Annotated in this window: 19 protein-coding genes; 4 read left to right on the top strand and 15 right to left on the bottom strand. The window is 42.4% G+C overall.

The features are described from left to right. Nucleotides 1-67: 67 nt before the first annotated feature. A complete protein-coding gene (locus tag GW828_RS15815; protein WP_273058789.1) occupies nucleotides 68-1,699 on the bottom strand; it encodes a methyl-accepting chemotaxis protein in 1,632 nt (543 codons plus the stop codon). Between the two features lie 96 nt (nucleotides 1,700-1,795). Next, the gene (locus GW828_RS15820) at nucleotides 1,796-2,281 is read right to left on the bottom strand and encodes a DTW domain-containing protein (RefSeq protein ID WP_124016245.1); all 486 of its coding nucleotides are present in this window, start codon (nucleotides 2,279-2,281) and stop codon (nucleotides 1,796-1,798) included. Nucleotides 2,282-2,493: 212 nt separating this feature from the next. On the opposite strand from GW828_RS15820, the gene GW828_RS15825 reads away from it, so the two are divergent. Both GW828_RS15825 and GW828_RS15830 read left to right on the top strand, forming a co-directional pair. Further along, on the top strand, nucleotides 2,494-3,108 hold the full coding sequence (locus GW828_RS15825) for a LysE family translocator (RefSeq protein ID WP_273058791.1): 615 nt from the start codon (nucleotides 2,494-2,496) through the stop codon (nucleotides 3,106-3,108). 9 nt (nucleotides 3,109-3,117) lie between these two features. Continuing rightward, a complete protein-coding gene (locus GW828_RS15830; RefSeq protein WP_273058793.1) occupies nucleotides 3,118-4,119 on the top strand; it encodes an NADH:flavin oxidoreductase in 1,002 nt (333 codons plus the stop codon). Nucleotides 4,120-4,250: 131 nt separating this feature from the next. On the opposite strand, the gene mdoH is transcribed toward GW828_RS15830, so the two are convergent. The 11 genes from mdoH to GW828_RS15885 all read right to left on the bottom strand — a co-directional run bounded on the left by mdoH (nucleotide 4,251) and on the right by GW828_RS15885 (nucleotide 21,524). After that, nucleotides 4,251-6,389: a glucans biosynthesis glucosyltransferase MdoH gene (gene mdoH, locus GW828_RS15835; protein ID WP_273058795.1), complete on the bottom strand. Its 2,139-nt coding sequence runs from the start codon at nucleotides 6,387-6,389 to the stop codon at nucleotides 4,251-4,253. After that, entirely contained in the window at nucleotides 6,386-7,978 is a 1,593-nt protein-coding gene (locus GW828_RS15840) for a glucan biosynthesis protein G (RefSeq protein ID WP_273058797.1), read from the bottom strand. Before GW828_RS15840 ends, mdoH begins: the two co-directional genes overlap by 4 nt. Before the next feature lie 749 nt (nucleotides 7,979-8,727). Next, the gene (locus tag GW828_RS15845) at nucleotides 8,728-9,075 is read right to left on the bottom strand and encodes a hypothetical protein (protein ID WP_124016249.1); all 348 of its coding nucleotides are present in this window, start codon (nucleotides 9,073-9,075) and stop codon (nucleotides 8,728-8,730) included. Nucleotides 9,076-9,123: 48 nt separating this feature from the next. After that, nucleotides 9,124-12,336 (bottom strand): DEAD/DEAH box helicase, encoded by a 3,213-nt coding sequence (locus tag GW828_RS15850; protein ID WP_124016250.1) that lies wholly within the window; start codon nucleotides 12,334-12,336, stop codon nucleotides 9,124-9,126. Nucleotides 12,337-13,076: 740 nt separating this feature from the next. Then, on the bottom strand, nucleotides 13,077-14,201 hold the full coding sequence (locus GW828_RS15855; protein ID WP_273058799.1) for a HupE/UreJ family protein: 1,125 nt from the start codon (nucleotides 14,199-14,201) through the stop codon (nucleotides 13,077-13,079). A gap of 10 nt (nucleotides 14,202-14,211) precedes the next feature. Then, a complete protein-coding gene (locus GW828_RS15860; RefSeq protein WP_182757013.1) occupies nucleotides 14,212-15,360 on the bottom strand; it encodes a tetratricopeptide repeat protein in 1,149 nt (382 codons plus the stop codon). A 141-nt stretch (nucleotides 15,361-15,501) separates the two neighbouring features. Further along, the gene (locus GW828_RS15865) at nucleotides 15,502-16,044 is read right to left on the bottom strand and encodes an Ig-like domain-containing protein (RefSeq protein WP_259396128.1); all 543 of its coding nucleotides are present in this window, start codon (nucleotides 16,042-16,044) and stop codon (nucleotides 15,502-15,504) included. A gap of 10 nt (nucleotides 16,045-16,054) precedes the next feature. After that, the gene (locus GW828_RS15870; RefSeq protein WP_182721912.1) at nucleotides 16,055-17,641 is read right to left on the bottom strand and encodes a DUF4331 domain-containing protein; all 1,587 of its coding nucleotides are present in this window, start codon (nucleotides 17,639-17,641) and stop codon (nucleotides 16,055-16,057) included. A 460-nt stretch (nucleotides 17,642-18,101) separates the two neighbouring features. Further along, on the bottom strand, nucleotides 18,102-18,815 hold the full coding sequence (locus tag GW828_RS15875) for an anti-sigma factor (RefSeq protein ID WP_273058804.1): 714 nt from the start codon (nucleotides 18,813-18,815) through the stop codon (nucleotides 18,102-18,104). Further along, nucleotides 18,812-19,348, bottom strand: coding sequence for a sigma-70 family RNA polymerase sigma factor (locus tag GW828_RS15880; RefSeq protein ID WP_124016254.1), 537 nt, complete (start codon nucleotides 19,346-19,348; stop codon nucleotides 18,812-18,814). The genes GW828_RS15875 and GW828_RS15880 overlap by 4 nt, the downstream gene beginning before the upstream one ends. A 223-nt stretch (nucleotides 19,349-19,571) precedes the next feature. After that, nucleotides 19,572-21,524, bottom strand: coding sequence for a monovalent cation:proton antiporter family protein (locus GW828_RS15885; RefSeq protein ID WP_124016255.1), 1,953 nt, complete (start codon nucleotides 21,522-21,524; stop codon nucleotides 19,572-19,574). Nucleotides 21,525-21,686: 162 nt separating this feature from the next. Here GW828_RS15885 and dgcS point away from each other — a divergent pair, with 162 nt between their 5' ends. Continuing rightward, a complete protein-coding gene (dgcS, locus tag GW828_RS15890) occupies nucleotides 21,687-22,577 on the top strand; it encodes a diguanylate cyclase DgcS (protein ID WP_182698883.1) in 891 nt (296 codons plus the stop codon). Between the two features lie 86 nt (nucleotides 22,578-22,663). On the opposite strand, the gene GW828_RS15895 is transcribed toward dgcS, so the two are convergent. After that, on the bottom strand, nucleotides 22,664-24,115 hold the full coding sequence (locus tag GW828_RS15895; RefSeq protein WP_124016257.1) for a RimK family protein: 1,452 nt from the start codon (nucleotides 24,113-24,115) through the stop codon (nucleotides 22,664-22,666). A 50-nt stretch (nucleotides 24,116-24,165) separates the two neighbouring features. On the opposite strand from GW828_RS15895, the gene GW828_RS15900 reads away from it, so the two are divergent. Beyond that, nucleotides 24,166-25,284: a GNAT family N-acetyltransferase/peptidase C39 family protein gene (locus tag GW828_RS15900; protein WP_235781904.1), complete on the top strand. Its 1,119-nt coding sequence runs from the start codon at nucleotides 24,166-24,168 to the stop codon at nucleotides 25,282-25,284. A 524-nt stretch (nucleotides 25,285-25,808) separates the two neighbouring features. Here the strand turns inward: GW828_RS15900 and GW828_RS15905 are convergent. After that, nucleotides 25,809-26,162, bottom strand: a complete 354-nt coding sequence (locus tag GW828_RS15905) for a hypothetical protein (RefSeq protein WP_182757007.1) — start codon at nucleotides 26,160-26,162, stop codon at nucleotides 25,809-25,811. Nucleotides 26,163-26,275: the final 113 nt, after the last annotated feature.

Raw genomic sequence — 26,275 nt, forward strand, 5'->3', positions numbered from 1 at the left:
AAAAATGGCTTAATGTAATCAACATTAAGCCATTTTTATAACGTTACACTCTCAATTCAATCTCGTGTTAAACAACCTTAAATCGAGCCACTTCTGAGCGTAATGATTGACACACTGAAGCTGTTTTTAGCGCAATTTGTTGGTTTTCAGCAATCACATCATTGCAATGACGGGTTTTATCAGATAACTCAGTTAGATTACGATTAATCTCCTCGGTTACATGGGTTTGTTGTTCAGTGGCCGCAGCGGTATGTGTCGACATATCGGTCACTTTGGCTGTGGCTTGCAAAATTAAATCAAGGGAAATTCGTGTTTGTGAAGATAACTCGACCGTAGTCGCGGTTAAACTCGCCCCCGCTTCAATGGTATGAACGGCATCGTTAACACCACGTTGCAGCTGCTCAATCATATTCTGAATATCTTGAATTGACCGTTCTGTTCGGCTGGCCAAGGTTCGTACCTCATCAGCAACCACCGCAAATCCACGGCCTTGCTCACCAGCGCGAGCCGCTTCAATTGCCGCATTTAACGCCAGCAAGTTAGTTTGCTCTGCAATACCGCGGATCACATCAAGAACCGACGCAATTTGTGACGAATTAGTCGACAAGGCTTGAATAACCACAACAGCATTTTGAACAGACGTCGACAGTTGTTGAATATTATCGATAGACAACGACAGAATGCGTTTACCTTCAACCGTCTGATCATTCACATTATTAATTTCAGATGCGGTATCCAATGCATTTTTAGCCACTTCACGAACCGCTGAGCTCATTTGATTGACGGCGGTGACAATACTATCCACTGAATAATGCTGTTCTTGGCTAATTTGGCTGGCAGTCGCAGCATTGCCCGCTAGCTGTCCAATACTGGTATTAACCTCATTAGACTGTTTATCGATAGCAATAATCATTTGCTGTAAATGATCAATAAAATGATTAAATGTTGTGGCCAGCTCGCCAATTTCATCATGTTGCCTAATGATTAATCGACGGGTTAAATCACCATCACCTCGACTAATATCAGTGATACGATCGTTCACATCATTAATTCTATCCACCACCACTTTAGGGCCGTAATAAGCCAAGAAGATGGTCAAAATAATCAGAATGCCAGACACTGTAAATAATATTGTTAGCTGATTTTTTGCTGTTTGAGTATTATTTTGGTCGATTAATTTAACTTGCTCATCTGCACGCTCGCCGGCCGTATTATAAATATCACGCAATCTTGAAAACTCAGATAAAGACACGTCCTTATAACGTTGTTTTGCAGTGGAATAGTCTCCCGCTTTAACTGCACTGATTACCGACGACGAGGCCGTAAACCATTTGTCATATTGAGTATCAAAGCCGTTGAGCCCACTTACCACATCTGGGTAAAGTGTTAACAGACGGCTAAATTCGGCAACTCGCTGCTTAGCTTGATCGGCATTCTCTTGCCAATTACTGATTTGATCATCTCTTTGCTGCGCACTTAGTTCACTACTAAGCAAAAGAACTTCACTTAAATGAGCTTGATATAAATCGCGATCACCATTGATAATGCTTGAAATAGCAGGATTAAATTGACGACTGAGCTCATGGATCTTCTCTAGTTGATTTTGACTCTGAGTGGCATTAGTAATGGCCATAATGGCTACAGCTACTGCAAATATAATGAATATCAATGAGAATTTAGCGCGAATAGTGCTAAACATAGCAACCTCCGATGAATGTTGTAATTTAGGTATTTTTATTATTTGTGATTAAACAACAAATTTATCAATCTATAATGGCTAACGCTTATTCCCCATTCAAACACCGGCCTTAGTGTCAATAAATGTCATCAATAACTCACTTAACTGCTGTGCTTCGATTATGTTTTCTGACTCGGTCAATAAATGTATAACACATTCTGCCGTACATAATCCTCCTTCTATTTGGTTTCGCCTCAGTGGGTATATCGATTTGGGCGAATTGATTAATAACACTTTAGGTAGTGCTTTGAGATATGGACTTTGATTAAACATCTTGCGAGCTTCTTGCCAAGTTGCATCGATAAGCACTAAATATAATAGTCTTTGAGATATCTCGCATACTTTTTGTGAAATATTTTTATCATCACTGGGGAAAACCAACCCCACCTTACCAGCTGCAATCAAACGTAATAATTCAGCATCAGGCTGTTTACGGTGCCACTCCACCACACGAGCGCGCTCGCCTAACACCTGAGACACTAACTTGCCCGTATTATTGGCTCGTAACATTTCGCGAGGATGAGTTAACAAAATAATATTCACAACAATACTCAACTGAACAAATGATTAATTTAATTTCGCAATGTAACACAGATGCAAAAACGATAGAATAAACCCAAGTGATATAAAAAATTCAATAAATTTAGATGGATACTTTAGCGTTAACCTGTTCATTACCAGCATCACTTTACGCTATAATCGCAAAAATATTTTGCTAAGTTATCCTGTCCCTTAATATGAGTTGAACTGAGATAATGCTATTACAACAAGTTATCGCGCTGTTTTTCACTATGCTCATTTTAGCCATAGTGCCAGGTCCGGCTGTATTTGCGGTGGTATCGCAATCATTTTCGAATGGATTTAATCATGGTACTGCCATTACCTTTGGTGTATTGCTGGGGGATTTTATTTATATCCTATTAGCACTGTTTGGGTTATCGGCAATAGCTAACGCCATGGGGCCAACATTTGAGCTAATAAAATACGCTAGTGCGCTGTATTTATGCTGGCTTGGCATCAGTATGCTGCGAAACACAGCAAAGGGTGTTCAGTTAGCCACCACGCCCAAGGTCAGTCAGCTTAAGAATATCATCACCGGCACAGCAATTGCGCTAGGCAATCCTAAAGCCTTAATATTTTACGTCAGTTTCTTCCCTGCCTTTGTGCCGATGAACCAAGTAGATGTGACCGATGTTATTATCATACTGGCTACTGCAACCCTGGCTTTTGGTTCTGTTAATCTGACTTATGCTTATTTAGCCTCTAGTGCAAAGCATGTATTTACCTCACCCAATGCGGTCACCATAATCAATCGAACCGCAGGCAGTATTATGTTGATTGCTGGCATATTGATTGTGTTAAATATTTAGGATGTTGCAATGAGCGCAGTACGCTTTACCCCCCTAACATTAGTCAATGGATTAACCTTAAAAAACCGTGTTGTAGTGCCGCCTATGGCATCCCAAACGGCAGACAATAATGGTTTAGCCACCGAGAAAACCTTTAGCCATTATCAAGGCTTAGCCCAATCTGGTGCGGGCTTAGTGATGGTAGAGTATAGCCATGTCAATCTAGCTGGTCGCAGCGAAGCAAATCAGCTTGGCGCCCATGATGACGCCTGTTTACCTGGACTGAGTCAAATTGCCAAGCTATTACACCAAATGGATGTTAAAACAGGCTTACAGATTACCCATTGCGGCGGCAAAGACAGTGCTGCTATTAGCACCGATATTATGGGTCCTTCTGGCATTGTAGTGCCAGCATACGATCGCGTATTACCCACACCGCGCGCCATGACACAGGATGATATCGCAAGATGGCAGCAAGACTTCGTCAATAGCGCTATTCGTGCCGACAAAGCTGGATTTGATTTAGTCGAAATCCATTGTGCTCATGGTTATGGTATCAATCAGTGGTTATCGCCGCTAACCAATCAACGTACAGACCAATACGGTGGCAGTGTTAAAAATCGCGCCAGAATCTTGCTAGAAATGGTCAGTCAGATAAAACAAGCCGCGCCAAGGTTAGCCATAATGACCCGTATTCCCGGTCAAGATGGTTACCCAGGAGGCCTATCCCACAGCGATATGGGCCAAGTTAGCCAGTGGTTAGTTGATGTGGGCGTTGAAATACTTAATGTGTCGTCAGGCATTGGCGGTTGGAACAGACCTAAAGATATCCGCGGCGAAGGCTTTTTAGTTGCCGATGCTGCGCCATTAACAGGTAAAACTGCTGCTGCGGTTATTGGTGTTGGCGGCATTGAAACCCTTGATTACATTGAGACCATTTTAACGAACAAGCAAGTAGATCTGGTGGCAGTTGGCCGCGCCATTTTGGCAGGGCCAACTGATTTTGCAACACGTGTGATGGTTAACAATTAATCATGATGTAAAGTCCATCATGGCTCAACGTCATAATAGCCGATATGAAATCATCATCTAGAGTCTAAGCTTGAGAATTTAAAAGGCCCGAATAACGCGTTATTCGGGCCTTTTTAATTCTATGACAGACATTACTTGCCGATTGTTTGCAGCTTTTGTAGATAATCCGCTTTGCTGAGTAAGGCTATGACTTCTGCCGGTTCTAACCATGATTCCAGTTGCGATAAGCTTTCAGCATGCTCCAATTTCCACTCGGCAATGATCCTCGGAGCATAAAACAACGGTTTTTGCTCATCTAAGTCAGGTAACTGAGCAAGGTGCCATGTAAATAACTGTGGATTATTCACCAGTCGACTGAACGGATGCATGTGTTGTAGATGTGGCATTTTAGCCAGGTTGGCTTTCAATTCAACCAGAATGTGAACTGGTTTCTTTTCTTCTGGCGCTCGCAGTAACCCAATGGTTTTAATCCATTTCGTGCGCCGCGCGCCGCCGCTCAACCATGAAAGTGGGATCGATAACATTAACCCTATGGTGATCGGTAATAACCAGTAAAACAATTCCTTACTTAGCAACATTGCAGTCAAAGCAAGTACAACACCAAACACAGTATGACCAAGATGTGCACGCATCACTGGTATCCAGCTCAATGCGCCGTCATCTCTTGATTGGGGCATCCAGCCACTGTCTTTACCTCGAAATATAGATAACACCACGCCAAACTGCGACACCATCAAAATTGGCGCATACAGAGCAGACATTACCATTTCGAATAAGGTACTCAAGGTTAACAAGATGGGACCACCAAATCTTAAGCACCGAGGAATATTAATCATCGCAGCAAACCAGCCGAAGGCTTTGGGGGCCAATACAATTGCCATTGAAACCACAAACAGACTTAACGCGCGCTCAGAGTCAAATACTGGCCAGGTTGGAAACAGCGATGGATTAGCAAAATACTCAGGGCGAATAAAAGCCGCCTGAACGGCAATCGCCAGCCCCACCATAATTAACGCTAACCAAAAAATGGCACTTAGGTAGGACATGACCCCAGACAAAAGATGCAAACGGGTTGGCAAGGAAAAACCTCGGGCGAACATAAAAGCCGAATGCTGTAAATTGCCCTGACACCAGCGTCGATCGCGGATCATCACATCAAGTAACGAAGGTGGGGCTTCTTCAAATGAAGCCTCAATATCGGTATCAAAACGTACCCCCCACCCCGCACGGCGCAGCAGCGCCGCTTCAATAAAATCATGACTTAATACATGGCCGCCAAAAGGTGCTTTACCGGGCAGAATAGGCAAATGACAGGATTCAGCAAAGGCTCTAGTGCGAATGATGGCATTGTGTCCCCAAAAATTTGAAGACAAACCATGCCAAGCCGACAAGCCCGCAGCATAGATGGGACCAAAACATTGATTAGCAAACTGTTGTAGCCTGCTGTACAGGGTATTGGCGAAAACAAGTGTCGGCAAGGTTTGAATAAGGCCGACACCTGGCGCAGCGGCCAAACGACGTGACAGTGTCACCATCGACTTTGCGCTCATAATGCTGTCAGCATCAAGCACTATCATGGCTTCATAATCACCGCCCCAACGTTGCACCCAGTCACCGATGTTACCGGCTTTACGTTCACTGTTTTGGTGACGACGACGATAATACACTGGACACTCTGGTTGATATTTATTGATAAGAGCTAAAAAGGTAGCCTCTTCAGCAATCCAAGCATTAGCTCGATTAGTATCACTGAGAATAAAGAAAGCATACTTGCCTGGCGCTGTAGCAATGAGATCTGCACTCATGGCTTCAATTGTGGCCCTAATGCGCAGCGGATCTTCATTATAAATCGGCAGTAAAATAGCCGTTTTAAAGCTGGGGTCTATTTCGCTCTCTTTTACTAACCGCGGCTTGAGATGCAATAGAAAACCCAATAAGGCCTGCGAGAAAGCAAAAGCAACCCAAAGAAAGTTAATACTAAACAACACTAAAAAGACTATCTGTAAATTGGTAATGTTATTGGTGTTTAACACCAAATACATTTCCCTTATACCGTAAGTAGATAAGCCCGCAGTGACCATAAACACAAATAATTGGGCAACAAACGTGCGAAGTCTAAACAACATAGTCTGTTGACTGGAATTCAATCGATGACCAGCCTCAGAAACTTCATGACGATTCATAACCAATGGCGATTCGTCAGGCAAGGCTCGTTTACGATGATTTTTTTCGGTCATTGCCGCCGACAAAGCATTATCTTGTTGTATCATAAAGGCCAGTCCTCCGACGTAAATCGATACAACCACGTCATGCCAAGCGGTTTATCGTTATTCCTCAGCTGTACACGCAATTCAGCTACATCGGCATCTTCAGGATCAAAAGTAACAAACACTCTTGCACCATCAACATTGGGATTGGGCTCAATACGGGCCTCTAAAATCGCGCCACTACTGATACTCGCATCAACGCTAATGTTGCTAACATCATTTGCACTAAGATGGCTATAATCGATAACGATCTCGTTTTTATCGGTAAATAACTTACGACCACCAGCCGTTCGAACGACTTTAACTTTGCCCTCAGTTTTGGGAATATTATCTACCCAAGTGAGTTGGTATGAATATGCAAATGGCTGATCTTTTTTCAATCCATTTTCTGGTTTCCAATAAGCAACAATATTGTCATTGGCCTCCGAATCCGATGGGATCTCAACCAGTTCTACTCTGCCTTTGCCCCAATCACCTGTTGGTTCAACCCAGGCGGATGGACGTTGATGATATTTGGCTTCAAGATCTTGATAGTAATCAACTTGTCGATGTGGCTGCATCAGACCAAAGCCCTTAGGATTTTCGTCCATAAAAGAACTCACCTGCAATCCCCGTGGATTATTCAGTGGTCGCCAAATTTTCTCACGATTACCTTTCTCCATCAGCAAGCCTTCAGAGTCATGCACCGCTGGACGGTAATCTGCTGTATCAGCACGGTCTATACCGCCATGCATAAACATTGATGTTAACGGCGCCAGACCCACATTTTGCACATCTCGCCTTGGGAAAAGCATTACATCGACCCCCATTCGAGTTGGATCGCCAGGGTAAATAGCAAAACGATAGGCGCCGGTTACGCTAACACTGTCAAGCAACGCATGAACCACTATCGCCTTTTGGTGGCTTGATGGACGTTCGATCCAGAATTTTTTAAACAGCGGATATTCTTCGCCTTTAGGATCGGCAACATTAATGGCTAGTCCACGGGTCGACAAACCATAAGCTTGCCCTTTAGATACTCCCCGAAAATAACTGGCCCCCTGAAACACTAAGAACTCATCTTTATAATCATCGCGATTAATGGGGTAATGCAGACGAAAGCCGGCATATTTACCGACTTGTTGCAGTAACTGACCAATTGACTCGTCTGGCACTCTAAATGATGATTCAGACACGGCAACCGGAAATGATTTACCGTTTTCGACCACATCAATGTCGACTAACTGTTTATAGATATAGCCAGGCGCAAATAGTTGTATAGAAAAAGGTGTGGGTGCATTGCCCCAAATAGCGGCATCTTGCTGGAAATTAATTTGGCGATAGGTGGAATAATCTATTTTAGTCAGCGCTTCAGGGGCTTGTTTAGGTTCAATAAAAGGTTTCTGCGACAATTTACGTGCAATCTCGACGACTGTGTCATGGGAGAAGGCCTTACCATCCGATTTGGGTATTGTTGTCTGAGCGTTAACAAGGTTTGTCCATGAGACGAGTAACACAAATACGACAAGGTTAAGAAAACCTTTAACAGACAATTGGTCATAAATCCTTTGTTTAACCGGTGAATCGCAAAACAGATTCAAAGTCCTTAACATATAAAACTCCTTAATTGAGCATTCACAAAATAACATCACAATATCGCACTAGTAACTGAACTGACCCTCTGCTATTAATCGGAAATAATGTTGATCGAGGTAGGCGTTAATCGAAGATCATTGATATCGGCTTAACCTCAGATTGGGTTAAGCAATGGGATAAACGAGCCAAATTTGAATATGGGTTTTACTCATCACAATGTCAGGACAAAGGACGGCTTGATATCCGATATTATCCCGATTTAAGGTTCCTTGTTTGTACTGGGTTTATCACGACAACATGGGCTCAGCTTTGCAAGAGAGTGAAACCAAGTCGTTTGAACATAAACTTCTATTTATTAATAGTAGAGCTTCTAGTTATTAATAGCAGAAAAACTTAATCGTTTTATGTATTTCCCCTACAATATGAATCATCTTTAATACTCCAACGGTATTTGGCTTAACGATAAAGCCCGTCTTTCCACCAGCAATCGCGATTATCTGTAATATGCCATCAGGTAAATGCAATCGACTATGCTGCAAGTGTTCCAGGTAAATAAATTGACCTAATAAAATGAGTAAGCTGAGAGGAACAGAGTTGAAGTGATGGTTTTGGGATCATGGCTCAATGAAGCCAAAAGGAGTAATAAAATAAGCGGTCATTGGATCACAGCGTGCTGATCAGGGCGTTAATCTAAGGCTACTTTTAAGCATGAGTTAACGCCCATATCGATTGGAGCAAACATGATATGGGCATAGGCAAAATGCACTTAAATCAGGTCTGACGATATTGAGATAATACCTTTAAAAATAAGCGGATAACGCCTTACCCTCTGACCAATATCATCACTCATCACTTGTCGATACAAACGTTCAATGTCGTCATCATCTTCAAACACTAACAACAATCTGTCGATTGCCGTATGCAGACCTTTCTTCAAGTATGGCTGAGCCTGAAACTCAGCAATATTGTGTCTCACAATCGCTATTTTTTCAGGATGAAGCCGAAGCTCGGCAAACACTTGCTCAAAATACGCCATATGTTGAACAGGTGTGGGCCGATTTGAGCGCCGTTGTCTTGGCTGCGACGAACCTCGTTTAAAGTACACTGCTGGCAATCACGTTACCTCATTAACCATATGTTATTCAATTAACTTCACCGTGAGTTAACTTAATAGAGCCAATAAATCATTGGCACTGCCCTGCCATGGACCTTGAGTACCATCCGATAAAATACTGTCCGCTAAACCTTGCTTATGCTGCTGCATTTCTTGAATTTTCTCTTCAACAGTCCCTTGGGCAATCAGCTTATATACAAAGACCGGATTTAACTGACCAATACGATGGGCACGATCAGTTGCTTGCCTTTCTGCGGCTGGGTTCCACCAAGGATCAAAGTGAATAACGGTATCCGCAGTGGTTAAATTAAGCCCGGTGCCGCCAGCTTTTAAACTGATCAAAAACACTGAGTTGCCGCCTTCTTGAAACGCATCAATCTGGGTTTGACGGTCGCGTGTTTGCCCTGTCAGCTTACTGTAAGTAATCGCCAAGCGTTTTAACTCATCTTCAATCAGCGCTAACATGCCAGTAAATTGGCTAAAGATAAGAATTTTACGGCCATCTTCAATCATGTCAGGCAGGTTTTGGATAAGCCAAGTCATTTTAGCGTTATCTTTTACTTGCTGAGCTTGTTCAAGCTTAACTAAACGAGGGTCACAACAGGCTTGGCGAAGCTTGAGTAACGCATCTAAAAACTCAATATGGCTGCTCGATACGCCTTTTTTAGCAAACAACTCACGCAATTTTTTCTCCATCACTAAGCGGATAGATTCATATAAATTACGTTGGTCTTTTTCAAGCTCCAAGGTTTGGATAATCACCGTTTTTTCAGGTAACTCTGATACCACTTCCTGTTTAGTGCGTCGCAGCATAAAGGGCGCAATACGCTGGCTCAGTAACAAGGATTTTTCGACATCAGCCTGCTTTTCAATCGGACCACGAAACTGTTTATTAAAGTAAGTATGCTGACCTAATAGACCTGGTAAGCAAAAATCCATCAACGATTTTAATTCACCTAAATGATTTTCAAGTGGCGTACCAGATAAGCACAAGCGGAACTTACCTTTGAGGGTTTTAATGACTTGAGTAACTTTGGCTTGGGCATTTTTAATCTGTTGTGCTTCATCCAAAATAATGTGTTCAAACACATATTCACAGTAAATAGCTTCATCACGCAACATTAAAGGATAAGTGGTCACTACCACATCAAACTGGTTAATTTGGTCTAATAATGGTTGGCGTTTATTACCGTGGATCACCACTACATTGAGCGATGGTGCAAACTTGTTGGCTTCTTTTAACCAGTTACCAACTAAACTGGTCGGGCAGACAATTAAACTGGTGCGATGTTCAGTCGCTTCTTGTTTAGCTTTGAGTAGAAATGCCAAAGCTTGAACTGTTTTACCAAGGCCCATGTCATCGGCTAAAATGCCGCCCAGTTGATATTCCTTAAGGAAACACAACCAATCAAAACCCTGTTTTTGGTAATCACGTAATGTCGCATGTAAACCATTGGGTAATTCAACCGGAACAACTCCTTTAAACTCAGCCAGTTTCGTGGCTAAGTTGCGCACTCGCTCGCCATTAAGCAAACGCACATCGCTAGCAGACAAATCATTTAAAATATGCGCACGGTTACGAGGTATTGCAATTACATCACCAGAATGGCGGTTAAATAACTCTTGGATAATGCTGATCAGTGGCTTAATGGTTTTGGCTTTAATTTTAATAAAGCCGCCATTAGGACCAGGTAACAGCAATTCATCGTCATCTGCTGGTTCACCATTTTGTTGTAACCAACGAGCCACTAAAGCCAATAACGGTACACTCTGTCCATCAATGTCGGCACTGAGTGATAACGAAAACCAACCCGACTCATCATCGTCAACCAAGTCGACATCAAGTTGTGCATCAGTAATTTGTAGGTCAAAATCATCATCAAAGTGAATGTCCATGCCCAATGCACTTAACGCATCAAGACCATCACTGGTCAACTCAGACCATTCAAAAATAGACTCAGGTAATAGACCGACACTGACATAATAGGGTTTATGTGAACTGACTAAGACAGGATCGGGCTCAAGTGTCACTAAGCCAATATCGGTTAATGATTGCAGCGCGGCTAATTCATGATCTACCTGTCGATGCACTTGATATTGCACCTGATCCTTTTTAACTAAGCTAATCCGTTCTGGCTTAGTCGAAGCATTAAAAGTAATTTCACCATAACAATGATCGACTCGAATAACCGGTTGCATGATCTGACTGCTGCTGAAAAACTCACGCGTAAAGGTTAAACGTGTAACCAGTTCCGCGGTTATCTCGCAAAAATCAATCTCGCTTGGAACAGGTACGGTTTTAGGTGAAAAATGTTGCAGCATTTTATGGCTAATCGCATCAACTTGAGCCAATGGCACCGGCGGCATATGCTGTAACAAACTGAGTTTTTTCACGGGTAAATCTGTGTCTATTCGGCCTAAATGCAAATAGTCTAGTTCCACATACAAAGGGGGCTCGGTGGCAATAAACTCCCAATTTTCAAGCCCAGGCATGCGCATTTGCATTTGAGTATGTTTTTTATCTATCTCACACCAGATAAACTCTGGGGTAATGGCTTTGGCCCAGGTCAATGGAGTGCGATTTTCTTCCCAAAAACACACTTCGGCGGCAAGCATTTTTGTCAGGGCTAAAAATGAAATTTCACCATCGATATAAATTTTTGAGCCTTGATTGTTAGATGATAATAGCAAGCTAATAATTTGTTTATCTTCAGGATCTATCCACCAAGGCATGCTATAACGAATATCGGCTAATGCCAGCTTACTGCCTTTATTATATTGATCTTTTTTATTTAATTTACTGCGTTTGAATTCGACAAAAATGCCGTGAGGATCATTAGATAACACATAGATAATGCGGTCTTTCTCTTCCTCTTCATCTTCAAATTCTGCTACCGTTTTTTGTTCATCAAGTTGGCGTAACCATTGATGAATACGCTGTTCTTCAACCGGTTTTTTATCCACCAGTGCCAGCATAGCTGCAGCAACGTGTTTACAATTGGTTCTGACCGGACAAGTACAATGAGATCGCATCACAATTTTGTGATTAACGTTGACTAGGGTGATTTCTTGACGATAAGGCTCAGCAGCAGATCCCTCTACATAGGCCTCAATATCATGGTTGTTACTGCTGGCAGTAACTTCGAGTACCCGGCCTTGGATCAAATAGTTTTGCGCTTTTTGAATTTGCGTGGCCGAAAACAGTTTCGCAATCATCTCTAATGAAAGCTTAATGGGAAGATTAAACAGTTTCGCCGACATCAATATACCTAATAAAACCGCAGCAAAATAAACACTGGCTGCTGATAAAAAAGTTAACTTGCCATTCTATGGAAGAAAGCGGGCAATATCTAGGCTTAGCTGGTGTTTCGGACAAAAAACTCGTTCAAACACACTATATTATTGAGATTACGCACTCAGCGTTGCTATCAATACACAGATACAGCAGCAAACCGAACCATCATACGAATTAACCCGTAAAAAAGTTTTACTTATGTTTGCGACAAATTAGCAAAACCAGTGGCAAACTGGTTTTATGCAACCATTGTTATAATACTGTGCCATTAAACGGCAATTGAGACGGGCAATAACCTAGAGGTTTTTAACGGGTAACGTATCGCCAATCAATATGAACCATCAGTATTGGTTATCAGGTTGTGGCGATGAGAAGATGGCCATAGAGTGTGCCTATTGTTGCTAAGGGATAGTACTGAGAAATAGTACTTAGAGATATCCTGAAAGATAGTACTGAGAGATATTACTGAGAGATAGTACTTAGAGATATGGCTGAAAGACATTGGGCTTAGTCCAATGCTACTGGGTTAACACTGTGCTTAAAGGGGTAGGTCAAAGGCTAGTGACCAGACAGTCATGTTGGCGCATTTCTGTATAACCAATACCAGTAAGCGCTAACGCCACGCAGTTTAATCCATTGCCGAGAGTGTAATCTTAATAACAAGTCGCCACAGATAAGCGCTGGCGACTTGTTTATTAAATCAATATTAGAAACGCTCTACCGACCACTGAATCGCCATCAAGCCAATCGCGATAGATCCAAGCTGCATGCCCCAGTTTCGATACCAGTTTGTGTGGCGTAAAAAGATTAACAACGGCAGCACTAGAGCTAGAATCGCCAGTTGGCCAATTTCAACGCCGACATTAAAAGCTAAAATCGCTAATAGTTTTTGATTTTCTGGCAGTCCAAGTTCACCTAATACTCCCGCGAACCCCATACCGTGCAATAAACCAAATGCAAAGGTAATCCAGCCTAATCGCAACACAATCGGCCAAACATTATTTAGTGCGGCAAACAATACCGATAATGCAATACCCAGCTCAACCCAATGGCTACTAAAATTGAGTATCCCTAATGCTGTGGCCGTTAATGTCACAGAATGCGCAAGTGTAAACGCGGTAATAATCCATGCTGTGTCTTTAAATATTTGCTTAGGATTGTCTATCGGATTCCATTTTCTCTGCTCACGCACTAATACGCAGGTTAATAATAACGCCAGCAAAAATAGAACATGGTCAGTGCCCTTCCAAATATGAATAATCCCTTGATACACATATTCAGTAAATGTGTCACTCACCTGACTTTCACCTAAGTTAATCAATATTATGCGGTTATCATTGCTGATCACACGAGCATATTGATGATCGGACGTGATAATTGTCGTGATAGCTTTATGATCGGAGTCGATATTAAAAAAAGCATTATAATTTATCGATAACGGGCCAGAACTATCGCAGGCAGCGTTAAATGAACTAACCAAATACCCTTCACTAAAATGCTGATCAATTTGCTGGATTGGATTAAAACTGAGCGGACAATCTTGTTGCCTACTGATCATTAATGATGCGCGTAAATAATCCATCACCGCCACTTGATGAGCTTGTAACTCTGCCCAAGTAAGTTGGCCATCTTGATTGTCATCAATAGAAACGATTTGGTTGATATCGAAAAGGCGCACTTGCCAAGTCCCGTCAACTTGCCCTTGCTTATCCAAGTTAACAGCCAAATAACTGGTGCTCATTTGATGACCAAAACTGACATGACTGAACAGCAACAGTAGCAATAATAAACCGCCTTTTATCATCGAAGAAAATCCTGTTAATGCTTTCACTGATTTATCCTTAGCCTGCTAAATTTTCGACAGTAAGATTGCCACTAGCTTGTACTGACTTTTTATCATTTTTAGCCTGACTGAACAATGCCTTAGCTTGCTCTAATAGCATTCTGTCATTAGTTTGACGTGCTACCTGCCAGTTTATTTTAGCCCAGTAAAGTGCTTTTTTGGGCTGTACATCAACCTTTAAGTAATATTGTGCTAAATCGGATGCATGCAAGCTGTCATGTCTTTGCTCGCGCAGTGTCACGCGTTGGGCAAAAGCCCATTGCCATTTTACAGTATTGCCAAGGTGTTTTTCCGCTATGGCAAGGCGCAACAGTAATGCATCATCCTGCACGGGATGTTGCTCAATGACGTTAGACAGTTTGTCGTACACAACTTGATGCTGATTAAGTGACAACTGCACATCTGACCATAAGGCTAATAAACTGACTGGCGCATTATCCATGTTCGCCTGATCTAAATAGCCTAATGCTGCTTCTGCTAAATCTTGCTTTAATGCCATATCTGCAAGAATTTGCACAAGCCAAGTCTTTTCTGGTTCATTCGCCGGCTGATACAAGCGATACAAACGAGCCAATTCTTGATAGCTTTCGGCCAGTTTGCCATTTTGGCTAGCGACCTCTAGAGCACAGGTAGAAATCAATAAAATATCGGCTTTACCGATTAACGTTAAACACGCTTGTCTTGCTGCGACAATATCCCCCTGTACCAGATGAATATTGGCTTTTAATAACCAACTGTTAACCGCGGTTGGCTTTAATTCAATGGCGCGATCTAACGCTTTTAATGCCCGATCGAATTGATGCTGATGTTGTAATACCCGAGCATATAAGTAATAGGTTTGCGCATTGGGACTGGCATGAGCCATCTTGGTTTGTAACCAAGCTTTTGCGCGGCCATAACGGTAATCCGCCTCACCAGGATATTGTCCTTGTTCAATAAAATCACTGATGTCATCTAAACTCATCTGTTGATCGGTATCATTAAACACCTTCCAAGTTGCAATAACTTCGTTGTTATCCTTAGGTGTATAGGGCGCCGCAAGGCTATTACCGATTAACAATAAGCATAGGCTGACAAACATGCTCATATTAACCATAGAGTGCCGGTACTTTATCATTTGTGTTAACCGCCCTGTTGTCACTTGCATAACGCCTCCAAAATGCCATCCTTGGTCATTTATACCCTGTAATGCACCACTAACACCCTATTAATAAGATGATTAATCGCTGCAATAGCAGGGTATATTGTCCTATTTATATTGTTACCTGAGCTAATAGCAAACGCACTCTTAGTCGAGTAATAAGTCATCGTAAAAATCAGTCGTTGATACATCGTTGTCAACCACACGGCCATTAACACGCAAAGGTGCTGCTTGGCTTGGTTGTGAAAATGCCTGACGACTTAAACTTGAAAACATCACTTGCTCAGCATCAATAGTAATGCTTACCAGCGCAGTAACAGGATCATTTACGCCATCGCTCACAGCCAAGGTAAAACTGTCCATGCCAGTGACTTCATTTGCCGGAGTATAGGTAAACTCACCATTTGCCATTAAGCTCAGCGATCCCAACGTGGGCTCATTCACTAGCGTAAACGTCAGGGTATCGCCGTCCTTGTCGGTGGCAGCTACTTGATCGGTTACCGCAGTTTCAGTCACAGTAGACAGCATCAAACCACTTACCATAGGCGCACTGTTTTTAACCATTGCCATTGGATCATCATCTGAGTTACACCCAGCTAATAATCCTGCGCTGATCACACTGACTAATACCACTGGCTTAGCCATAGCGTTAATAAGCTGGCGAGTCGCATATTGAATAGAAGTATTCATCTTGTGTTCCTTATTTTGAGCCAGAAAGTGGCGTCGCTAAATAGGGGAAGTGATCCATCATCATAGTCGCATCAACCGGTGCGCCATCTGTAAATGGCACAGTACCAACACTGGCATCATCACTAGTACAAAGGCCTAAATCAGTATCTGTTCCATTAACTGGGATCGGGTAACATAAACGTCCCATGACCACGCGCAGGGCAATATCAACGACATCATCACCAGGACGACGACCATTAGGGAAACCAGCTAAATCATCGCCTGCAACACCAAAAGCGGACTGCATATCGCGAGGTTTTGCTGGAATACCGGTATTAAGACGCAACATTTCTGATGGCGTCACCGTTTCAAGTTGGTTAACACCGGCAAAGCCTGTTAGAAATGCAGTAACGAGATCATTACGAGGGAAATTGGTTGGTGCTAATGTCTCAATATTTGTGCCTAAAGTTTGATTAACTGCGTCTTTAAACAAAATATTGAGCAATTCAGGTAAGCTTGGGTGGGTAACATAATCAGCAAACTGAGTATCATCTTTAGGCTGTGAAGTCGAAAAGGTGTCTTTGTCTTTTAGGCCAATCACTAACTCGTTCACCAGCGGATTACCTAGACGAGAGACTTGAGTTAATGCCCCACCGTTAACTTCAGTTTTACCTACTTTTGCATTTGGATTTAAAATACGCGCTTGCGGTAAACTGGCGGTAGTCCATGCACCGATAGTGCCGTTCCCTTGAGTGGTTAAACATGTCTTTGGTACTTCAATTGAAATGGCTGTAACATTTTTATCCATTAAGTCATCATTATCGGCTGATTGGGTAATACCACCCGGAAAACCGCCTTGATCACCAGCACCCGGAGCACTATCACCTTCCACTGGTACATAGTTTACTAAGTCAAAAGTTTTGCCTAAGTTAACCACGAAAGGGTCTTTACGTTGACCGACAAACACCTTACCAGGACTGGCACAACCGTCGAGGTTAAATTCGTAAATAAATTGTCCAGCATAGCTTGCATAAGCGCTGCTATCTCCGAAACTTTTATTACCAATATAATCCAGAGGTTTATGGAACATCCCGCCAGCAGTATTGCTCAACACTGTTGCACTACCGCTATTTTGTGGTCCTTTAACAAGTGTTAACTGATACGACTCGCTAAAGTTTGCCGCACTTTGATCTGCTGCTGTAATGCCACCAATATTTTTAAGCGGGACTGACACACTGCGTTGATTTCCAGCTGGACCAACCGTTAACGCAATACCTTGATTATTATTGGCAAGCTCATTGGTAAAGTTAAATTGAAAGGTTAAATCTTCTACTGCATCACCGTCGTTATCGATATGAATGCTGTATACCGCAGCAGGATCCATCGCATAATAGTTAGGTCCGCCGTAGGCGTCTTGCAATGGAATATAGTTAGCGATAAGAGTGACGTAGTCTTCACGTCCTGCTTCATAACTGTTAAATGCATAAAAATCGGTAGAATCTAATGTCGGAAAACGCGTGATATTCGGTGCTTCTCGATGACTTGAGGCAAATGCATTAGCGCCTAACAAAGTGCTGCATACCATACTGGCGATTAGGGATATTTTTAGTACTTTCATGACCATTTCCTTATTGTGTAGTAGAGTCATGTAAGTAAACGGCTCAGGTTCCATTTTGGATGCAGAATTTAGCCATTATTGTTGCATTAATTTTAAAACAAAAAATAAATCAACACTAAGATACTGAATTGTAAAGATTATAAACCTTTGCTTAATTTGAATTATTTTTGATGATTTTTGAATATTTGTTGATAATCATCTGAAACCTTATCGATTTTGCATCAATACTAAAGCTTGATACTCAGTAAACCTGAGTACATTCACCCCGTCACGGTTCGTAATGATCAATTCCTGCTAGAGTGATAATTTAGTGATAATTTCGCGATAATAAAATCTTTCCCCATAAAAAAACGGCCAAGGATATCTCCTTTGGCCGTCTCGATTTATGCTTCAGCTTATTGTTGCGTGAATAAGCATTTACACATCATTGTTATCCCGTATTCACAGACCCATTAATGGATTATAAAATTGCCAGCTCTGCGGTATACAACACTTCAGTAGGCATGCCATTCGGTGAACCGTTTAAAGGCTCTAAACTGACCGCCAAAGCAACAATATCGACATCATCAAACTGACTATTTTTCGCTAAACTCAGCTTGCCCGATTTAGGTAACAAGCCCAATGAGATGGGGTTTTCAACACCTTTCGCCACCATCCACAACTCATAATCTTTGTTCGGTAAAGGTTTTAGGTTACTGGTAGAGCGAACTTCAATAGTATTAGCCGTGACTTCAATAAGCCATAATGCTTTAGCTTGCGCACTTTGCACAACGGCAACTTGTTGCGGCGCCGCGACGGGCACAGGTTGGTTACTCACCAGGATGACCGCCATAATAATGGCTGCGGCTGTTGCCATGGAGGCCAGGCCTTTCCAGACGCGATGGCGAGTTGTTAAAGGCACGACATTGGATGCCTCCGGCGCTGGAGTGTGGCTCAAATTGTCAACAAAACCCAGCGTATGACGAATATTTTGCCACACATGATCATCAGGCTTTACCGGAGGTAATAACTGGTTCATACCATGTAAATGTTGCTCCCATAACCAAGTGCTTTCGCGCAGGCTAGGTATTTGCATCATTAATTTTTGAAACCGACGTCTAGCTTGGCCACGCAATGTGCCCAGCACATATTCTGCAGCCAAGGCATCTTTCAATTGAGGATCATGATAATTCATAACGATAAACACCTCTGTAATTGCTGTAAACCACGGCGGATCCAACTCTTAATCGTGCCCAAAGGTAAGTCTAGGTGCCCAACCACTTCATGATGCGATAAACCATTGTAGTACGCTAAATGAATCGCTTGTTTTTGCTGCGGTTCAAGCTCGCTCATACATTGATCGAGTTGATTTTTATGCACTTGCGGACCGTCGTCATTGCTGGGCTCATCAAAAATCGCTTCTTGGCCCTCTTCAAGCGGATCTTCTTTTCTGACTTTTTGATAACGCAGCATGTCTAATGCTCGGTAACGCACTATGCTGATCATCCAAGTGAGTACCGACCCCTTGCCATGTTGATACTCGGTCGCGTTATGCCAAATTTTTACGTAGGCTTCTTGCAGCACCTCTTCAGCCAGCTCCCGTCGACCGAGCATTTTCAAACTAACCGCAAATAATTGACTGCTAGTCGACTGGTATAAATCAGCAAAAGCTTGTTTATCTCCATCCGCACTGGCACTCAATAAGTTAAGTAATGTGTCTTGATCCATAATATGCCACGCTTCCCGGTAATGATTCGATTTCGTTAATACGGGCTGTTACTGCATATATAGAATAAAAAAAGCCCTTCAGAGTGTATACGTTACAGCCTGCTAATTGGATGCAAGTTTAATAAAAAACGAGCAGCGCCCTTTAATATACTGATCCTATGATTGGGAAAATTGATGAAATAGAAGAGTTATACTCCAGAAAAGTGATGCAAACAGGGAACCACTATCCCTGCAGCAAGTACTCTTCAGCTTTTTCGATACTGCGCGGTTTACCCACCAGCATTAAAATATCATTACGCCTTAACACCCACTCTGGTGGCGGAGGATTAATCTCCTCCCCTTTACGACGCACAGCTCTAAGTTCAACGTCTAATGCTTGCCATGGAATATCAGCAACGGTTTTCCCCACAGCACTGGCTCTTGACGCCAGTGATACTGCATGGAGTAAATCCAGAGTGAAATCAGTTTCGGTGCCCGAAAAAAAACCGTGTAAATATTGGTAATGGTTACGTCGCTCTGATTCTAAACGCTTAATAATACGCGCTAATGGTACTCCACATTTAAACAAGACTTGCGAAACCAGCATCAAACTGCCTTCAAGGGATTCAGGAATCACTTGGGTTGCGCCGGCTTCTTTAAGCTCATGCAAGTTAGCATCATCGCGAGTACGCACGAGTATTTTTACATCAGGAGCAAGCTTGCGTGCTACGGCTAAACACTCTTCAGACTGGCGTGGCTCACAAAATGTCACCACCACTAAACTGGCATCACGGATGCCCATCTTCTTTAACAGTGCCATTCTGCAAGCATCACCAAAATGAATGTTCTCGCCCGCCGCTCTGGCCTCTGACACGCGGGTGGGGTCTAAATCGAGTACCATGTATGGCACGGCTTCTTTTTTCAAAAAGCGCGCTATTGTTTGCCCTACTCGGCCATAACCTAAAATAAGCACCACGTCACTTTCATCAGAATGAGGTAAAACAACCTCAATAGGCTCAGATTTAGCTGCTAACTTGTTACCGCTAACCTTTTTAGCAATATCAAGGCTATGGCGGATCAACCAAGGTGCCATAGACATAGAGATCACTGCCACAGCAACTAATACTGTGCTGACTTCGTTATTGAGCAATTGATAATTCACCGCCAATGCCAATAACACAAAACTAAATTCACCAACTTGACCTAAACTGATTGCCGTACTGAGTGATACCTTAGTATTTTCGCCTACAAGCTTGAGTAAACCATGCACGATCAAAATTTTAGTCAGTACCACTGCGACTAAAATTAACAGCACTTGCCACCAATATTGCATCACCAGATTGAAATCCAGTAGCATGCCGATTGAGATAAAAAACAGGCCCATTAATAAATCACGAAACGGCCTAATATCAGCCTCTAACTGACGTCGATACTGACTTTCGCCCAGTAGCATACCCGCAATAAACGCCCCTAATGCCATTGACAGTCCAAGCCATTGAGTAAACGCGCCCGTCACTAAGGCCACAACCAAGGTCGATAATACAAATAACTCATTTGAGCGTGAGCGAGCCACTTCATCGAAAATACGTGGCAGTATCCACTTACCAAATGACATTAAGCCGACAAAAGCCAAAATACCAGTGAGCAATTCCCACATAATACTGTTGAAGCTCATTTCCACATCGCCTTTGGCTAACAGCGGCATTAAAATCAATAACGGCACTACGGCTAAGTCTTGAAATAACAACACACTGACGGATAATTCGCCGTGCCTGCGCCTTAACCAGTTTTGTTCGTTTAGCAACTTTAATACAATGGCCGTTGACGACAAGGCAATGGCTGAACCAATCACTATTGCGGCCACTAAATCCTGGCCAACCAACATGGCAATGCCGCCAGCCACAAAAGCCGTTATCAACATTTGGGCGCTGCCCAAGCCAAACACTGTGCGGCGCATGGCCCACAATCTAGGCACAGAAAACTCCAGCCCTAAAGTGAACATCAATAGCACGACACCTAACTCAGCCACAGACTGCATTTGTAACTGGGTAAACCAATGGAAACCACTGGGACCGCTGACCACCCCAGTGAGTAGATAAGCTAAAATGGCAGGTAAGCCGAGACGGCGTAATAATGCAATCGCCACAATCGCAATCACAAGCATCGACAAAATATGGATAAAAATGCTGTGTTCCATTATGGCTTTGGCTCCTCGTCAAAAAAGTGTCGAAAGGGAAATAAAACGTTTTCTAAATACTACAGTAAAACAACAAGCAACTAATAACTATAGAAAAATTTTCATAGGCACGGTTTTTGCTAATAAAATGACAATTAGTTGTAACGTACTGGAGTAAATACTATGGATTTCGCGCTAGCAACAGAGTTCTATCCTGATGATTACTGGTACCGTTCAGACGCTTACTTGAATCGAGAGTCTGATCTAGACCTTGTTCAAGTAATTCAACAACTACATGGAAGTTTAGATCCTCGGACAGTTTTTGCCTGTTTTGGCAAAGTCCTAGGACAACATTTGCCGATTAAAGGACTGCAGTTGACCCTAGATAAACAAAAATTTGTTTGGGGACGTCATTACGGTATTGAATTAAAACATACTATTAACGATAACAATGACAGCTTTGCTATCACTTATCAGTTATCTGTGCCACTCAACTCGGCGCAGAAGAAATTATTACAACGGCTTGAAAACATGCTCATTCAACCGTTTAATAATGCATTAAAATATCAAGCAATGTCTAATCAAGCCATGTTTGATGCGCTAACTAATTTAGGCAATCGATATTATTATCGTCAAGCTCTTGATATTGCATTAGCCCGAGCGAATCGCAAACAAGGTCAGGTATCATTAGTGATATTAGATTTGGATAAGTTTAAACAACTCAATGACGTACACGGCCATAAAGCCGGTGATTACGTTTTAGTAGGGTTTGCAGCATTAATTAGTGAAGCGATCCGTAATACGGACCAAGCTTTCAGAATTGGTGGTGATGAGTTTGTGATTATTACGCAAGGAAATGCAGATGCAGCGGCAATTATTTGCCAACGTATTATTGATATGATGCCAAAACATTCTGAACTGACCGAATATAATATTCAATGCAGTTTAGGCATTGCGCAATCATTACCACAGCAACAAGCAGAAAACTTATATGAGCGAGCGGATAAAGCCATGTATGCAGCAAAAGCAGCCGGACGTAATTGTTTTCGGGTCTGTGAAAACAGCATAATATAACGCCGCAAATGCGTAATACAGTACACAACTAATTAACCAAAAAAGACCTTAACAGGTCTTTTTTGCCATGGCCTATGCTATCGTGATTACATTCCGCGAAGCTGAATACGCCTTAAAAATTCAGTCATCACCCTGTCGTAAACTAAATCCCCTAAAAACAAGTCTTCTACGCCATGATCAATACTCGGATTGTCATTCACTTCAATGACATAAGCCTTACCGTCAATTTCTTTTAAATCGACACCATACAAACCAGCACCAATTAAGTTTGAGGCTTTAACCGCCGCATCCACAATATTTTGCGGCACCATTTTTAAATCGATACAGTCAAAATCACCACTACTGACACGGCCGCTTTGATGATGTTGATAAATCTGCCAGTGACCACGACTCATAAAGTAACGACAGGCGTAAATAGGTTGGCGATTTAGCACGCCAATGCGCCAATCATAATCGGTAGGCATAAACGCTTGCGCTAAAATTAACGCACTGTGCTCAAAGATAATCGCAGCTTGTTCAAGTAAGGTTTCACGGTCGTTCACCTTAACAACCCCAAGGGAAAATGCCCCATCGGGTACTTTAAGTACAATCGGTAATCCTATGGTATTAATCACATTATCGGCCCAGTTTTTATCCGAGGCTTTAAAGATGACACTTTTAGGCACTGGCACTTTATGTTTGTTTAATAGCTCGGTCAAAAACACCTTATTAGTGCACTTCATAATGGATTCAGGGTCATCCATTACCACTAAGCCAAGTTGCTCTGCCGCTTTCGCAAATCGATAAGTAAAGTTGCTGATATTAGTGGTAGAGCGAATAAACAAGCCATCAAACTCACTTAACCGCGCCAAATCGTGAGAACCAATTTGGACTAAATCCATGCCGATACGATTAGCCGACTTAGTAAATAACTTCAGCGCCGCTTTATCTGATGGTGGCATTTTCTCATGCTCATTCACCAGCATGGCAATTTCATAACGATAGCGTTTCGACGGTTTAGGTAAACGCCATACTTTTTGTGAAAACACCTCTAAATACTTAGCGAATAAATCTTGTTCTGATTCGGTTAAGTCTTGAAAAGCCGCAGGCTCAATGGAGCCAACTTGCCACTTTCCTGACATTTTTAACAAACTCACTTGCAATACCGGCACGGTAAAACGTTCAAAAATTTTGCGAGCAAGCTTGTCAAGCGACGGATTATCACAATAGCCAAAATAGAGCTTCATGGATATTTCAGTCACAGTATCAGGCAGCTTATCTAAACCAGCTTGAGGTAAACTAAAAAAACGGTCCTGAGATAAATCATTAATGGTCATCACACGCGGGATCACCCGGTGACCGCGTGCTTCAGCCATTAATGAACAGTAATAACCTGTGCTTAAATAATCATAACTGCGACACAAGTTAATCACTTGCATGGCACTTTGCTCGGAAAACGCCCCCATTTCTAAATAATCATGCACTGTGACCATATGGTCACTGGGTAAATAGGGACGCCAATCATTAACATCGTCGGTGACAATTAAAAAATGAGCCATAAATATCGATTGCCTCTTGTGCGGTTTAGCGCGTAAATTAAGTCACTATCATGTTTGCCAACTCGAGCCAACTCATGCTGCTTCGTCAAGCTATTCCCAGCGATTTATCCCAGCTTAACCAAATCGAATCCAATGCCTTTAGTGGTGATAAAATCAGCTCTCGGCAGATGAAACGCTTTATAAACTCGCCACTGGACAGCTTATTAGTCGCCGACATAGATGGCACCCTTGCAGGTTATGCATTGGTGCTATTTCATCGTGGCACACGTCTAGCAAGGCTATACTCTATTGCTGTTGCGAGCGAATTTAGAGGTCGCAACATTGCCTTTGAACTGGTCACACAATGTGAACATACCGTGGTCGAGCGCGGCTTCATTACATTACGCCTAGAAGTGCGAAACGACAACATCGCGGCCAAAAATCTTTATTTAAAAATGGGTTATAAAGTACTCAAAACATTAGTGCATTATTACGATGACTTAGCTGATGGCGTGCGCATGCACAAACGCTTAGACCCGCCAGGGCCAAGCAAAGTCATCAAGATGCCTTTGTATGTGCAAACCACACCCTTTACGTGTGGCGCCGCTTGCTTAATGATGGCCATGAGTGCGGTAAAAACGCACTATAATCCGAGCCGAGTTGATGAGTTGAGTATTTGGCGCGAAGCCACCACTATTTTTATGACCAGCGGTCATGGTGGTTGCAGTGTGCATGGTTTGGCTTTAGCAGCCATAAAGCGCGGATTACAGATTGAGATGTACAGCCAGTCAACGTCAGTCCCCTTTATTGATAGCGTTCGTGACAGCAATAAAAAAGCCGTCATTACCATAGTGCATGACGACTTTTGTCAGCAATTAGCCTCACAAGGAATTCAGATCCACAATGCATCACCCAGCCTGACTCAACTTCGACATTGGATTGACAGCGGTTATGCTGTGTTATTAATGATCAGCACCTATCGATTTAATGGCGAAAAAGGCCCTCATTGGGTGGTATTAAGTGGTTACAACGAACAGTTTATGTTTATTCACGACCCATTTGTTGAAGCACAAAAGGATGCGATTAACGCGGCGTATGTACCGATTAGTCAGTCTGAGCTGGCGCAAGTGATGCAGTATGGGAAGCAGAAACAGGTTTCTTGTTTAGTGGTGAAGTCATCTTTGGCTTAAGATGGTTAAGTTTTTTATGGCCAGCGGGCACAACTGGCTTTGCAAACTTCGTTTGAATTTAGATCGCAAGGTTCCACCCTGCACGGGCCAAAAGGGGATCAACAGCAATCCCCTCTTGGAGCACCCCTGCCGTTCCGGCAACATTTTCGCTATTTACAAAAAACAACAGCAGCGAAAAAGTCGCGACGGAAATTAATCGAGTTTTTGACCGCGTATTTAGCCCTCTCGGCCCATCTTGTAGTAAAGAGAGAAAATGCTAACGCTTCCGATGGGGCGTCCCTTCCCCTCGAAAGCTAGCTCACGTATTCTTTTGTAAGGAGTCTTCAACGGCCTCAAGTTCAGAGTTGAATTTAGGCATTTTCATAAAAAACTAACTCGTTTTTGGACAGAAACGAGCTAGGTTTCCAAATCTAATTCGTAAGTTTAGGATTAAAATTTATATGGATTAACGCTTTAAACAGCGGAAAGTCCGAGCGTATAGGCCGTTGTTTGGCCTGCGAGGGATTTTCCGATGGTTTAACTTGTTATATGTCCCATGCGACATCAGTAACGCCCTCAATGTTTTTTGCGATGTTTTCGATAACTTGTCTTGCTTTCAATTCAGGTGACTTATTGACTTTACCAAAAAACTTCTTAAAAAAGGAGATGCGTTGTTCTGGCCAAATCTGCCATAAAGGAGTTTCCGATTCCTCGTCATTTTTACCGAGGTACACATCAACCATCACTCCGTCGATGTTCATAGCAATACTAAACATATAATCACTGTCGATAGGAGATTCTGGATTAAAATTCAACTTTTTAAGTTCAGAAAACACATACTCAGCAAGAGATTTATTAGATTTAAACATCGCTGATTTGAAATACAGGTTATCACTCACCTCGGTTCCTCCTTGGACATATAACGAGCCTGTAGAATTACTCGTTTTTAAATTTATTTTGATTAATGAATAAACAATATCTGAGTTTATATTTTGATTCAATTATTTAGTGT

It is taken from the genome of Shewanella vesiculosa (genome assembly GCF_009994065.1).
Classification (GTDB): Bacteria; Pseudomonadota; Gammaproteobacteria; order Enterobacterales; family Shewanellaceae; genus Shewanella; species Shewanella vesiculosa.

Bases quoted from the DNA above. Each gene is read 5' to 3' on its own strand.
- GW828_RS15850 (WP_124016250.1), bottom strand. From the start codon at position 12,336: ATGTCGGCGAAACTGTTTAATCTTCCCATTAAGCTTTCATTAGAGATG.
- GW828_RS15865 (WP_259396128.1), bottom strand. From the start codon at position 16,044: ATGAATACTTCTATTCAATATGCGACTCGCCAGCTTATTAACGCTATG.
- GW828_RS15870 (WP_182721912.1), bottom strand. From the start codon at position 17,641: ATGAAAGTACTAAAAATATCCCTAATCGCCAGTATGGTATGCAGCACT.
- GW828_RS15900 (WP_235781904.1), top strand. From the start codon at position 24,166: ATGTTTGCCAACTCGAGCCAACTCATGCTGCTTCGTCAAGCTATTCCC.
- GW828_RS15885 (WP_124016255.1), bottom strand. From the start codon at position 21,524: ATGGAACACAGCATTTTTATCCATATTTTGTCGATGCTTGTGATTGCG.
- GW828_RS15815 (WP_273058789.1), bottom strand. From the start codon at position 1,699: ATGTTTAGCACTATTCGCGCTAAATTCTCATTGATATTCATTATATTT.
- GW828_RS15840 (WP_273058797.1), bottom strand. From the start codon at position 7,978: ATGTTAAGGACTTTGAATCTGTTTTGCGATTCACCGGTTAAACAAAGG.
- GW828_RS15825 (WP_273058791.1), top strand. From the start codon at position 2,494: ATGCTATTACAACAAGTTATCGCGCTGTTTTTCACTATGCTCATTTTA.
- GW828_RS15880 (WP_124016254.1), bottom strand. From the start codon at position 19,348: ATGGATCAAGACACATTACTTAACTTATTGAGTGCCAGTGCGGATGGA.
- GW828_RS15875 (WP_273058804.1), bottom strand. From the start codon at position 18,815: ATGAATTATCATGATCCTCAATTGAAAGATGCCTTGGCTGCAGAATAT.
- dgcS (WP_182698883.1), top strand. From the start codon at position 21,687: ATGGATTTCGCGCTAGCAACAGAGTTCTATCCTGATGATTACTGGTAC.
- mdoH (WP_273058795.1), bottom strand. From the start codon at position 6,389: ATGATACAACAAGATAATGCTTTGTCGGCGGCAATGACCGAAAAAAAT.
- GW828_RS15860 (WP_182757013.1), bottom strand. From the start codon at position 15,360: ATGCAAGTGACAACAGGGCGGTTAACACAAATGATAAAGTACCGGCAC.
- GW828_RS15895 (WP_124016257.1), bottom strand. From the start codon at position 24,115: ATGGCTCATTTTTTAATTGTCACCGACGATGTTAATGATTGGCGTCCC.
- GW828_RS15830 (WP_273058793.1), top strand. From the start codon at position 3,118: ATGAGCGCAGTACGCTTTACCCCCCTAACATTAGTCAATGGATTAACC.